Source organism: Actinomycetospora atypica, assembly GCF_042653685.1.
In the GTDB taxonomy this organism is placed as follows: Bacteria; Actinomycetota; Actinomycetes; order Mycobacteriales; family Pseudonocardiaceae; genus Actinomycetospora; species Actinomycetospora atypica.
Map to the genome: position 1 here is coordinate 37,506 of NZ_JBHSIV010000037.1, position 12,099 is coordinate 49,604.

A 12,099-nucleotide genomic window follows, 5' to 3' on the forward strand; every position below is an offset into this window, starting at 1 on the left:
CCGGTCGGGGTCTTCGCCTCGTTGACTCGGGTCACGTGCTCCGGGATGACTTCCGGGTTCGCGAGCGTGGTCATGAATCCTCCTGGGACGCTGGGGAGCGAGTGCTAGAGGTCGATGCGGCAGTCGCCGGCGGCCGCGGAGACGCAGGTCCGGACGACGACGTCGCCGTCCTGCGCGCTCTCGGTCTCACCGGTCTGCAGGTTGCGGACGGCGCCGGCGGAGAGCCGCCCGACGCAGGTGTGACAGATGCCCATGCGGCAGCCGCTGGGCAGCAGGGCGCCGGCGTCCTCGCCGGCGCGCAGCAGGGGCGTGGCCGCGTCGGCCTGCGCCACGACGCCCGAGGTCGTGAAGGTGACGGTGCCGCCGGTGCCCCCGGTGGTGACCGGGGTCGGCGGGCGGAAGCGCTCGACGACGCTCGGGACGCCGGCCTCGGCCGCGTGGGCGGAGAAGGCCTCGATCATCGCCTCGGGGCCACAGACGAGCATCGTGCGCGACCGCCAGTCGGGGACCAGGACGTCGAGGTCGGCGGGCCGCAGGCGGCCCGCGGTGCTGTCGTGCTCGAGCACCCGCAGGGAGCCGTTCCCGACGATGCGTTCCCCCGTCGCTGCGCTCGCCCCGGCGAGGCGGTGCAGCTCGGGAGCGTGCAGGCGCGTGCCGCGGCCGGAATGCACGACGACCGCGTCGTCGACCGTCCCGCCCCGCAGCAGGCCCAGTACGGGCGTGACGCCGCTGCCGCCGGAGACGAGGAGCAGGGGTCCGGTCGCGGTCCACTCCCCCGTCGCCGGGCCGAGGCCGACGAGGTCGCCGACCTTCGCGACCCGGGCGAGGTGGACCGAGACGGAGCCGTCGGGGACGGCGGTGACGCTGACGGTGAGCTCGTCGGCGCCGGGCGCGCTGGTGATCGAGTAGGTGCGCCAGTGCCGCCGGCCCGCGATGTCGACGCCGAGCCCCACGTGCTGGCCGGGACGGTGCCCCTGCCAGCCCGCGCCGGTGCGGATCGTCAGCTCGGTGGTGGCCGGCCCGACCGGGCGCGTGGCGACGATGCGCCCCCGCGGGTGGCGGGCGGACCAGAGGGGGTTGACCAGCGCCAGGTAGTCGTCGGGCAGCAGCGGCGTGGCCACCACGCGCGCGGCCCGGCCGAGGACTCCTGCGATCATGTCCTCGACGGTATGGACGGCCTCCCCTCACGCTCTACGCGGTAAGCGAGGAGGTGTCGCCGGGTTCTGTTGTTTCTCCACAAACGGGTCGTCCGGGTCACCGCAGCGACCGGGTGACGAGCCCGACGAGGTCCTCCCGGGCCCCGGCCCGCGGCGCGTTGCGGCTCACGGGGTCGGCGACGGCGGTGCCGGCGAGGGCCTCCACCTCCCGCGGGCCGATGCCGAGCCCGGCCGCGTCGAGGCCGGGCACCACGCCGACGGCCGCGCACCAGTCGGCGAGCGCCCCGGGCAGGGCCGTGGGCCGGGGCAGGCCGAGGACCTCGGTGACCCGGGCCCAGGCGTCGGGGGCCTCGCCGAGGGAGAAGGCGACCACCTCCGGCAGCACCGCGGCGAGCGCCCGCCCGTGCACCACGCCGTGGTGGGCGGTGATCGCGTGCCCGAGCCCGTGGACGAGGCCGAGCCCCGACCGCGTGAGCGCCTGCCCCGCGAGGTGGGCGGCGACGAGCATCTCGGCGCGCGCCCTGGCGTCCCCGCCGTCGGCGCAGGCCGCCGGGAGCCAGCGCCAGGCCCGGCGCAGCGCCTCGGCCGCAAAGGCCTCCGAGACCGGGCTCCGGCCGCGGCTGACCAGCGACTCGACCGCGTGGACGAGCGCGTCGACCCCCGTGGCGGCGGTGGGACCGGCGGGCAGGCCGTGGGTGAGCAGCGGGTCGAGCAGGGCGACCCGCGGCGTCGTCGTGGTGTCGCCGCAGTAGACCTTGCAGCGCCGCGCCGGGTCCTCCAGCACGCCGAAGCCGTTGGTCTCCGCGCCGGTCCCCGCGGTCGTCGGGACGGCGATGAGCGGCAGGCCGGGGCCCGAGGGGTCGGCGGCGAGCCGCGCGATGCCCTTCGCGGCGTCGAGGGCTGACCCGCCGCCGAGGGCGACGATCACCGGGCGGGAGCCGGGGAACGCGTGCGCGACGACCTTCGCCCCCGCCTCGACCGACGCGACCGTCGGGTTGCCGGGGACGTCGTCGACGACCACGGTGGGGCACCCGGCCGCGGCGAGCACCGCCAGCGCCTCGTCGACGATGCCGGTGGCCCGCAGCCCGGCGTCGGTCACCACCACGGCGCCACCGGAGCGGTCGGCGCGGTGCACGTCGAGCACGTGGTCGCCGAGCCGGGCGAGGGCGCCGGGCCCCGAGTCGACGGCGGGGCCGGCCTCGTGGACGAACGGGGTGGTGCCGGGGCAGGCGCACGCGCCGGCTGCCATGGCGCCGGATGTCAGCGATGGCACATCGCTGACATCGGTCGTCCGCGATGGCACGTCGCTGACGTCCGGGCCGACCCCGGGCCGGGGCTCCACGGCGCTCACAGCGCGAACCAGGTGGTCTTGGGCGCGGAGTACGCGTCGAGCGCGGCCAGGGACCGGTCGCGTCCTCCCCCGGTGTCACCGCCTCCGCCGAAGGGGGTGGTGACCGAGGCGGCGTCGTAGGTGTTCACCCACACCGTCCCGGCCCGCAGCGCGTCGGCGGCCCGGTGGGCCGTCGTCAGGTCGCGGGTCCAGACCGAGGCGGCCAGCTCGAACCGCGTGTCGTTGGCCAGGGCCACGGCCTCGTCGGGACCGTCGCAGGCGATCACCGACAGGACCGGCCCGAAGATCTCCTCCTGGGCCAGCGGCGAGGAGTTGGGGACGCCGGAGAGCACCGTGGGCTCGACGTAGGTGCCGCCCGCGACGGGCTCGAGCACCGACCCGCCGAACGCGACGTCGACCGAGGAGCGGGCCAGGTCGAGGTAGCCGGTGACGCGGTCGAGCTGGGTGCGGTCGACGATCGCGCCGAGCACCGTGTCCCCGTCGAGCGGGTCGCCGACGGTGAAGGTCTTGGCGAGGTCGACCACCCGGCCCAGGAGCTCGTCGTGCACCGACCGGTCGACCACCACGCGGGAGCCCGCGTGGCAGGTCTGGCCCGCGTTGTAGAAGATCCCCCAGGCGATGGCGGAGGCCGCCGCGTCGAGGTCGGCGTCGCCGAGGACCACCTGCGCGGACTTCCCGCCGGCCTCCACCGCGACGGCCTTGCCGTTCGACTCCCCGGAGTACCGGTGGAACAGCCGGCCCACCTCCACCGAGCCGGTGAAACCGATCTTGTCGATACCGGGGTGGCGGCCGAGCGCCGCGCCCGTCGTCGGGCCGTCGCCGGACAGGACGCTGAGCACGCCGTCGGGCAGGCCGGCCTCGGCGCCGAGCCGCGCGAGGATCAGCGCCGACGAGGGCGACTGCTCGGCGGGCTTGACGATCACGCTGTTGCCGACCGCGAGCGCGGGGGCGATCTTCCAGGCGGTGATGATGAGCGGGTAGTTCCAGGGCACCACCGCCGCGACCACCCCGAGCGGGCGGCGGGTGATCGTGGCGAGCGACCCGGGGCCGGTGGGTGCGACGAGGTCGTAGTGCTTGTCGACCGCCTCGCCATACCAGGCGAGCACGTCCGCGCAGGTCGGGACGTCCACGGCCAGCGACTCGCGGATCGGCTTGCCGGTGTCGAGGGTCTCGGCGAGCGCGAGCTCCTCGGCGTGCTCGCGGACCAGCGCGGCGAAGCGCAGCAGGACCGCCTTGCGGGCCGCCGGGGCGAGCTGCGCCCAGCGGCCGTCGTCGACCGCGCGGCGGGCCGCGGCCACGGCGGCGTCGACCTCGGCGGGGCCGGCGAACGGCACGTCGCCGAGCAGCGACCCGTCGCGTGGGGTGTGCGCGGGCATCGTCGTGCCGGGCGTGACCTCCGCGCCGTCGATCAGCAGCGTCGACGGCGGGGTGAAGGCCGTGGCCCGGGCGAGCCAGTCGGTCATCGGAGCTCCAGGGAGGGGTGGAGGTGGGCACCGAGTCCCGGTGCCTGCGGGACGGCGAGCGTGCCGTCGGCGGCGGGCCACAGCGGCTCGGCGAGCAGGAAGTCGCGTCGCTCCGGGGTCCAGCCGCCCGCGGGGTCGTAGGGGAACTCCAGGTAGGGGCCGGCGCCGACGCCGGCCGCGACGTGCAGGTTGGCGAGCAGGCCCAGCCCGTTCGACCAGGTGTGCGGGGTGAACCGGCGGTGGCGGGCGGCGAGGCCCTCGGCGAGGTGGCGGGTGCGTGACATGCCGAGGGAGAGCACGACGTCGGTCTGGACCACGTCGAGCTCCTCGGCCAGCGCCTCGAGCTGCACGCGGTTGTCGCACATCTCGCCCGAGGCGATCCGCAGGCCCGGGTTGTCGGCGCGCAGCGTCCGGTGCCCGGCGACGTCGTCGTAGGGCAGGGGCTCCTCGATCCAGCCGGGCTCGTACTCGGCGAGCCGGCGCACCAGGCGCCGGATCTCCACGAGCTCCACCGGGGGCCGGACGTCGCCCGCCATGCGCCAGGCCTGGTTGAGGTCGACGAGCACGTCGAGGCGGTCGCCGACGGCCTCGCGCACGGCGGCGACCGACGCCACGCCGGGCCCGGGGTCGCGGGGGTCGACCCGCACCTTGACCGCCCGGAAGCCGCGCGCGACGAGGTCGACCGCGTCCTCGGCCCGGCGCTGCGGCGGCTGCACCGAGCACCACGACGCGTAGACGGGCAGGCGGTCGGCCTCCCCGCCGAACAGCACGGCCACGGGGACCCCGGCGGCCTGCCCGACGACGTCCCAGAGCGCCGCCTCCAGCGGCCAGAACCGGCCGCCGTGGAAGGCGACCGACTCGATGCGCCGCACCTGGGTGGCCATCGCGAGGGGGTCCGTGCCGAGGAAGTGGCCGACGTGCGGCGCGAACCCCGCCATGGTGTCGCCCGACCCGACGCCCACCAGCCCCTCGTCGGTCTCGACGTGCACCACGGTCGCGGCGAACCCGCGCCGGGGGTCGGGGTCCCACGCGGCGTGCATCGGCGGGTCGAGCTCGAGGTGGTACTCGGTCACCCGGATGTCGGTGATCTTCACGTGCCGTTCTCCACGCCCGCAGTGCACGCGAGGACGCCGCCCCGCGACAAGGTCGTCTTGCGGTGAGCGCAAGTACCCTGACCGGGTGGAGGGTCTGCGGCGCGACGTCGACCTCCTCGACGCGCTCGCCACGGCCGAGGCCCAGGCCGCCGGGCTCGGTGTCGCCCGGCTCGCGGCGATGACCGGCCGCACCGAGTCGCAGGTCAGCCGCGCGCTCGCCGCCCTGGCCGCCGAGGGGCTCGTCGAGCGCGACCCGACGAGCCGGCGCTACGCCCTCGGGTGGCGGCTCTACGCCTTCGCCGCGCGGACCACGGAGGCCCGCCTCGTCCGCACCGCCGGGCGGGTCCTCGCGACCCTGGCCGACCGGCTGCGGGTGGGCGCCCACCTGTGCCGGCTGCACGGCGACGCCGTCGCGACCGTCCTCACCGCCGCCGGCGACGGCACGCCGCCCCGGCTGGCCTTCGACGTCTCCGAGGTCCCGGTCGAGATCAGCTCGGCGGGCCGGGTGCTGCTCGCCTTCCGCGACGAGGCCGGGCTCGGGCGCCGGCTCGCCGCCCGCGGGCTCGACCGGGCGATCGCGGCGCGGGTGGTCGCCGACGGCCTCGCCGTGGTCGACGGCGAGCTCGACCCCCGCCTCGCCGGCGCCTCCGCCCCGGTCCGCGACCTGCACGGCGGGGTGGTGGCCGCGGTCAACGTCTCGGGGCCCGCCGCCCGGGTGCGGCGCTCCCTGCCCGCGCTCGCGGCCGCGACGGTGGAGGCGGCGGCGGAGATACAGGGGCGCTTCGCGCCCGTGAGCACTAATCCGTGTCCCGGCACGGATTAGTGCTCACATGCCGGAGGCACCCCGCGGACGTGCCCCTGCTCGTCGTCCACCTGGCCGCCGTCTGGTTCTGCGTCGGGCTGGTCTGGGTGGTGCAGGTGCTCGTCTACCCCGGCTTCGCCGGGATCGACCGGGCGGCGTTCACCGAGTGGCACGACCGCCACACCCGGCTGATGTCCTTCGTCGTGTCGGGCCCGTGGGCGGTGCAGGGCATCACCACCGCCGTGCTCCTGGTGCGCCGCCCCGAGGGCGTGCCGTTCTGGCTGGCCGCCGTCGCCGGGGTGTGCGGGGCGGCCACCGTCGCGGTGACGGTGCTGGTCTCCGTGCCGTGCCACCAGCGCCTCTCGCGGGGCTACGACGACGAGGTCCTGGCCCGCCTCGTCCGCACCAACTGGTGGCGGGTGCTCGCCTGGAGCGCCGGCGGGGTGGTCGCGGCGGCCATGGTGCTGGTCGCCGCCTGAGCGGTCACGGCAGGATCCCGAACCGCCGGCCCTCGGCTCGCAGGTCCTCCCGGTGCTCCGGCGCGGCGATCGCGATCAGCTCGCGGGCGCGCTCGGCGATCGAGCGGCCGCGCAGGGACGCCACGCCGTACTCGGTGACCACGTGGTCGACCGTGTTCTTCAGGGTCGTCACCACGCTGCCCGGGGTGAGCTGCGCCCGGATCCGCGACATTCCCGACGAGGTCGCGGCGTGGGTGACCAGGAACGCGCGGCCGCCCTCGGAGTACATCGCCCCGCGGGCGAAGTCGGCCTGCCCGCCCGAGGACGACCAGTACCGGCCCGCGATGGTCTCGCTGGCCGCCTGCCCCATGAGGTCGACCTCGGTGGTCGCGTTGATCGAGACGAAGTTCGGCTCGCGCGCTACCACCCGCGGGTCGTTGGTCCACTCGACGGGCAGGAACGAGACGTCGGTGCGGCCGTCGAGCCAGCGGTGCAGGGACTCGTCGCCGATGGAGAACGTGGTGACGTGCTCGCCCGGGCGCTGGGACTTGCGTGCCCCGGTGGCCACCCCGAGGTCGACGAGGCGGGCGAGCCCGGCGGCGAGGCACTCGGTGTGGATGCCGAGGTCGCGGTGCCCGGTGAGAGCCGCGGTGACCGCGTCGGGGGTGCCGCCGACCCCGATCTGCAGGCAGGCGCCGTCGGGCACCATGTCGGCCACCAGCCCGGCGATCGTGTGGTCGGCCGGCGAGGGCGTCCGGTGGCGCACCGGCGGCAGCGGCCGGTCGGTGGCGATCCAGGCGGCGACCTGGTCCGGGCGCAGCAGGTTCTCGCCGTGGGTGAAGGGCATCGCCGAGGTGGCCTCGAGGACGAACGGGACCTCGCCGATCATCGAGGCGACGTAGTCCGCGTTCGTGCCCAGGCTGAACCGGCCCTGCTCGTCGGGACCCGCCGCCGCGGCCAGCACCACCGTGCGCTTCGTGGCCTGCGCGAGCAGCAGCGGCATCTCCGAGAAGTGGTTGGGCACCAGGTCGCAGAGCCCGTCGCGGTAGGCCTGCCGCGAGCCCGGCCCGAGGTAGTAGTCGACGTGGCGCAGGTGGTCGCCGAACTCGCCGCGGATGTAGGGCCGCTCGACGAACGGGTCCATGCGGTGGATCCGCACACCCTCGAGCTCCCCGGCGTGCTCCTCCAGCAGGTCGAGCAGCGTCAGCGGCTCCCCCTGCCCGATCGGGACGATCACGTCGGCGCCGGCCGGGATCAGGTCGAGCAGGCGGCGGGCGGCGTCCTCGGTGCCCAGCGGGCCGGTCATCGGTGGGGTCTCCCTCGGTCGTCGGGCGGTCCCGCCAGCGTTCCCGGCCGGGCGCCCGCCCACCCGGGCAGCTGCTGTGGCGTCGCGCGCTCGCACCCGCGGGCCCTCAGCCCGGCGGGAGGCCGCCGACCATCAGCCCGACCGTGAAGTCGAACCGGTCGTGCCCCTCCCCCGCGGTGAGCACGGCGGCGTGCCGGACGGTGTGGGGGTAGGACGCGGCCGGGAGGGCGGCGAGCCGGCGGGTGAGCTCGTCGCGGTCGAGCACCCAGGCGTCGTCGGGGTGGGCGGCCCGCTGCCGGGCGATCGAGGCCTCCAGGCAGTAGGCGGCGACGTAGAGCAGGAGGGCGTCGATCGCCCAGGCGGCGGTCTGCGGGGCGACCCCGCCCGCCAGCAGGATCGCGAGCATCCCCTCGTTGACCCGCAGCGTCTCGGGGTCGGTGGGGGCCATGGCGAGCGCGCCGCGGGAGATGCCGGGGAACCGCAGGAACTGGTCGCGCAGCTGGGCGCACACCCCCTGGATCTGGTCGCGCCAGGCCGCCGGGTCGGGTTCCGGGAGCACCAGATCGGCGCAGAGCCGCCCGATCAGCAGCTCGTCGAGGTCGGCCTTGTTGACCACGTGGGCGTAGAGCGAGGCCGGGCCGGTGTCGAGCGCGGTGGCGAGCCGCCGCATCGTCAGGGCCTCGTAGCCCTCGGCGGCGATCACGCCCAGGGCGGTGTCGACGACCTGGTCGACGGTGATCGGCGAGGCCCGCCGCCGCGGCCGGGACCCGGCCTCGTCCGCGACCGGCCGGTGGCGGGCCGCACGGCGCTCCCTCGGGTTCACGCCCCCACCCTAGCTTGACGCGAACAACGTTCGTGCGTAGAACGATGTTCGTGACGACGACGCGGCCGACCGCCGCCCCCCGCTCGCTCCGCGAGGCCTGGGTGGCCCTGGCCGGGCTCTCGGCGGTGTTCCTGGTCGAGATGCTCGACAACTCGATCCTCACCGTCGCCCTGCCGACCATCGGGAGCGAGCTGCACGCCTCGACCGTCGCGCTGCAGTGGGTGACCGGCGCCTACGGCGTGGTGTTCGGCGGCCTGATGCTGGTGTTCGGCGCGCTCGCCGACCGGTCGGGCCGGCGTCGGCTGATGCTCGTCGGGCTGGTGCTCCTGGCGCTCGCGAGCCTGGCCACCGCCGCCGTGAACACCCCGGAGGAGCTGATCGCGGTCCGCGCGGTCATGGGCGTCGCGGCGGCCATGACGACGCCCGGGTCGATCGCCCTGGCCTTCCGGCTCTTCGACTCCGAGGCCCTCTGGCTCCGGTCCATGACCCTCATCTCCACCGTCGGGCTCGTCGGGCTCGCGGTCGGGCCCACCGCCGGCGGCCTCGTCCTCGCGGTCGCCCCGTGGCAGGTCCTCCTGCTGGTGAACGTGCCGATCGCGGTGCTCGCGTTCGTCGGCATCCGGCTCGGGATCGCGCCCGACGACCCCGCCGACCTCCACCGCGACCCCGTCGACGTCCTCGGCGCCGTGCTCGGCACCGCGACGATCGTGCTGGCCCTCGTCGCGCCGACGCTGTTCGTCGAGCGGGGCACCGGGTCGTGGGAGCCGTGGACGGTCGCGGCGGCCGCCGTCGTCGCGGCGATCGGGTTCGTGGTGCGCGAGCGCACGGCACGCCACCCGCTGCTCGACCTCGCGCTCGTCGCCCGCCCGCTGGTCTCGAGCGGCCTCGCCTACAAGGCCGCCGCCGGGCTCGCCGTGGCCGGCACCGGCTACCTGGTGACCCTGCAGCTCCAGCTCGACTGGGGGTGGACGCCCACGCAGGCCGCCCTCGGGATGCTGCCGCAGGTCGCCGTGCTCATCGGCGCCGGGCCGTTCGTCCAGCCGTTCGTGCAGCGGGTGGGGATCGACCGGGCCGCGTGGCTCGGCGCGGTCGCGATCGTCGCCGGGCTCGCCGGGTTCACGCTGTTCGGCCGCCTCGGCTACGTCGCGGTCGCGCTCGCCCTGGCCCTGGTGGCCGCCGGGCTGCGCGTCGCCGGCGCCGTCGCCGCGGTGAACGTGCTGCGGGGGCTGCCGTCCGACCGGACCTCGATCGGCGCGGCGCTCACCGACACCGCCACCGAGGTCACCTCCGGCATCGGGATCGCCGTCGCCGGCACGGTCCTCGCCGCGCTGTTCACCGGCAGCATCGCCTCGTCCGGCTGGACCCCGGCACAGACCGCGGAGTTCGACGAGGCCGTCCTCGTCGCCGGCTCCGTCCTCACCGTGCTCGCCGCGGGGCTCGTCGGGTGGGCGATCCTGCGCACCCGCCGGGCTCAGGCCTGACGACGCCGGGTGCCCACGGCGGCCCGCGCGGGGTCGAGACGCGCGGCGAGCAACTCGTCGTCGGGGAAGAGGGTGTCGCGCTCCGGATAGGTGACGCTCAGGGGCCCGACCCGCAGGATCCCGCTGCCGAGCACCGCGAACCGCACCCCGGCGCGGCCGCGCAGCAGCGGGTGCGCCCCCGGCGCCAGCACCTCGTCCATCCAGCCGCACGGGGCGGCGGGGCGGCGGCCGCCGAGCAGGACCGGGCCGTCGCCGGAGTCGAGCAGCACGTCGGTGCCCCGCAACCGCTCCACGTCCAGCCCGCGCGTCACCACGGTGCGGCGGGCGAGCGCCGGGTCGAACGGCGGGACGCCGAGCTCGGCGGCCACCGCCTCGAGCGCCTCCGCCGCGATGATCGTCAGCGCCGCGTCGCGGTGCGCCCGGTGCCCGGCGTAGCGGTCGCCGACCACGCCGTGCCCGGCGCGCAGCTCGATGGCCTCCGGCGACCAGGTCTCGGCGGGGGTCGGGCCGTCCGACGGCCGCCCCTCGTACGCGTGCCGCGACGACAGGACGAAGCGGACGATCTGCATAGGTACGTACCTCTTGCTTCACGCCGGACAGAGGTCTATACCTCTGCGGATGGCGGTGACGAGATCGACGGAAGTGGGCGCCAAGGTCGCCGCGCTCTGCGCCGAACTCGGTCCCGGAGCCATGTTGCCAGGTGAGCGGGACCTGTCGACGAGGTTCGGCGTCTCGCGGGCCACCGTGCGCAAGGCCCTCGAGGAGCTGATGACGCGCCGCGTCGTCGAGCGCCGCCACGGCGCGGGCACCTTCGTGCGCCGGCCCGCCGTGGCCCAGCCGCTGATGGCCACCTCGTTCGGCGACGACATGCGCCGCCGGGGCCTCGAGCCCTCCTCGAGGCTGCTCTGGTGGGACACCGTCACCGCCGACACCGACCTCGCCGCGCGCCTGGAGATGCCGGGCGGCGAGACGGTGCTGCGGGTGTGCCGCGTGCGCCTCGCCGACGGCGACCCGATGACCCTCGAGACTCTGCACGTCCCGTCCGCGCGGGTCCCGGGGCTGACGGGCGACGACCTCGACGGCCCGTCGTCGTACTACGAGATCCTCCTCGACCGGTTCGGCCGCCGGATCCGGTCGGGCACGCAGTCGGTGGCGCCGGTGGTCCTCACGGCCCGCGACGCCGACCTGCTCGGCGTCGCCCCGGGCGCCCCGGCCCTGCGCTTCGTCCGCACCTCGCGCGACCAGCGGGGCGAGGTGGTGGAACGCGTCGAGTCGCTGGCCCGGGGCGACCGCTACCTCATCGAGATGGACATCATCCCGCCGGGAGACGGAGCGCAGCGGAGCTCGACCATCGGGGTGGGAGATGGAACGCCTGAGCGGAGCTCGACCGTCGTCTCCGGAGAGCGCGTGTGAGCCTGGTGGCGGTCGACCTGGGTCGGTCCGGCGCTCGAGTGGTGCATCCCGGCGGACGCCGCGTCACGACGACCGGCGCCGGGCTCGGCGACCCGGGCGGCGCGGGCGGGGTGGCCGCGGTGCTGCGGGGCGCGGTCGGGGACATCCCACCCGGACCCTGGTCCCTCGCCGTCGGGGTGCCGGGCGCGATGGCCCTTCCCGACGATGCCGCGGAGCTCGCCGAGGCCCTCACCGGCGGCTGGGCCCGGCCGCCCGACGAGGTCGCGGTGACCTCCGACGTCGTCGCCTGGCACGCCGGGGCGTTCGACGGCGGCTCGGGCGTGGTGCTCGTCGTGGGGACCGGCGCGGTGGCGCTCGGGGTCTCCCCCGCCGGGGCGCTGCGCCGCGTCGACGGCCACGGGCTGCTCCTCGGCGACGAGGGCGGCGGCGCCCGGATCGGGCAGGACGGGCTGCGGGCGGCGCTGCGGGCGCTCGACGACGCCGGCCCGGCCACCACGTTGACCGGGCCCGCCCGCGACCTCCAGGCCCGCGGACGGCCGGGGACCGCCACCGACCTCGCGAGCTCGTCGCCCGCCGGGCTCGACGCGGCGGCCGCCGGCGATGCGGTGGCCACGGAGATCGTCGGGAAGGCGGTGGACGCGCTGGTCACCACCGCCGGGGCGGCGGGCACCGGCCCGGTGGCGCTGGTCGGCGAGCTCGCCGCGGCCCTCGCCGCCCCGCTGCGCGCCGCGGGCCTGGCCCTGCACGCGCC

Annotated in this window: 12 protein-coding genes; 5 read left to right on the forward strand and 7 right to left on the reverse strand. The window is 76.4% G+C overall.

Annotated features, from left to right (window positions below):
- Positions 1-104: 104 nt before the first annotated feature.
- The 4 genes from ACFPBZ_RS24835 to ACFPBZ_RS24850 all read right to left on the reverse strand — a co-directional run bounded on the left by ACFPBZ_RS24835 (position 105) and on the right by ACFPBZ_RS24850 (position 5,065).
- Complete coding sequence (locus ACFPBZ_RS24835) at positions 105-1,157, reverse strand: flavin reductase family protein (protein WP_378038797.1); 1,053 nt, start codon at positions 1,155-1,157, stop codon at positions 105-107.
- A gap of 97 nt (positions 1,158-1,254) precedes the next feature.
- The gene (locus ACFPBZ_RS24840; protein WP_378038798.1) at positions 1,255-2,406 is read right to left on the reverse strand and encodes an iron-containing alcohol dehydrogenase family protein; all 1,152 of its coding nucleotides are present in this window, start codon (positions 2,404-2,406) and stop codon (positions 1,255-1,257) included.
- Positions 2,407-2,504: 98 nt separating this feature from the next.
- Entirely contained in the window at positions 2,505-3,971 is a 1,467-nt protein-coding gene (locus ACFPBZ_RS24845; protein WP_378038799.1) for an aldehyde dehydrogenase family protein, read from the reverse strand.
- Positions 3,968-5,065 (reverse strand): mandelate racemase/muconate lactonizing enzyme family protein, encoded by a 1,098-nt coding sequence (locus tag ACFPBZ_RS24850; RefSeq protein ID WP_378038800.1) that lies wholly within the window; start codon positions 5,063-5,065, stop codon positions 3,968-3,970. Before ACFPBZ_RS24850 ends, ACFPBZ_RS24845 begins: the two co-directional genes overlap by 4 nt.
- A gap of 85 nt (positions 5,066-5,150) precedes the next feature.
- On the opposite strand from ACFPBZ_RS24850, the gene ACFPBZ_RS24855 reads away from it, so the two are divergent.
- The gene (locus ACFPBZ_RS24855) at positions 5,151-5,888 is read left to right on the forward strand and encodes an IclR family transcriptional regulator (RefSeq protein WP_378038801.1); all 738 of its coding nucleotides are present in this window, start codon (positions 5,151-5,153) and stop codon (positions 5,886-5,888) included.
- Positions 5,889-5,917: 29 nt separating this feature from the next.
- Positions 5,918-6,346, forward strand: coding sequence for a hypothetical protein (locus tag ACFPBZ_RS24860; protein WP_378038802.1), 429 nt, complete (start codon positions 5,918-5,920; stop codon positions 6,344-6,346).
- A gap of 4 nt (positions 6,347-6,350) precedes the next feature.
- Here ACFPBZ_RS24860 and ACFPBZ_RS24865 read toward each other — a convergent pair whose 3' ends face one another.
- Positions 6,351-7,631 carry an acetyl-CoA hydrolase/transferase family protein gene (locus ACFPBZ_RS24865; RefSeq protein WP_378038803.1) on the reverse strand — a complete coding sequence of 427 codons (1,281 nt, stop codon included), beginning with the start codon at positions 7,629-7,631 and terminating at the stop codon, positions 6,351-6,353.
- A 106-nt stretch (positions 7,632-7,737) separates the two neighbouring features.
- Positions 7,738-8,454 (reverse strand): TetR/AcrR family transcriptional regulator, encoded by a 717-nt coding sequence (locus ACFPBZ_RS24870; protein WP_378038804.1) that lies wholly within the window; start codon positions 8,452-8,454, stop codon positions 7,738-7,740.
- 44 nt (positions 8,455-8,498) lie between these two features.
- Here ACFPBZ_RS24870 and ACFPBZ_RS24875 point away from each other — a divergent pair, with 44 nt between their 5' ends.
- Complete coding sequence (locus ACFPBZ_RS24875; RefSeq protein ID WP_378038810.1) at positions 8,499-9,935, forward strand: MFS transporter; 1,437 nt, start codon at positions 8,499-8,501, stop codon at positions 9,933-9,935.
- Here the strand turns inward: ACFPBZ_RS24875 and ACFPBZ_RS24880 are convergent.
- Entirely contained in the window at positions 9,926-10,504 is a 579-nt protein-coding gene (locus tag ACFPBZ_RS24880; protein ID WP_378038805.1) for an MOSC domain-containing protein, read from the reverse strand. The genes ACFPBZ_RS24875 and ACFPBZ_RS24880 overlap by 10 nt on opposite strands.
- A 49-nt stretch (positions 10,505-10,553) precedes the next feature.
- Here ACFPBZ_RS24880 and ACFPBZ_RS24885 point away from each other — a divergent pair, with 49 nt between their 5' ends.
- Together ACFPBZ_RS24885 and ACFPBZ_RS24890 are read left to right on the forward strand one after the other, a co-directional pair.
- On the forward strand, positions 10,554-11,348 hold the full coding sequence (locus ACFPBZ_RS24885; RefSeq protein WP_378038806.1) for a GntR family transcriptional regulator: 795 nt from the start codon (positions 10,554-10,556) through the stop codon (positions 11,346-11,348).
- Positions 11,345-12,099 (forward strand): BadF/BadG/BcrA/BcrD ATPase family protein (locus tag ACFPBZ_RS24890; RefSeq protein ID WP_378038807.1); only part of this gene is annotated, 755 nt, incomplete at its 3' end. The genes ACFPBZ_RS24885 and ACFPBZ_RS24890, both read left to right, overlap by 4 nt.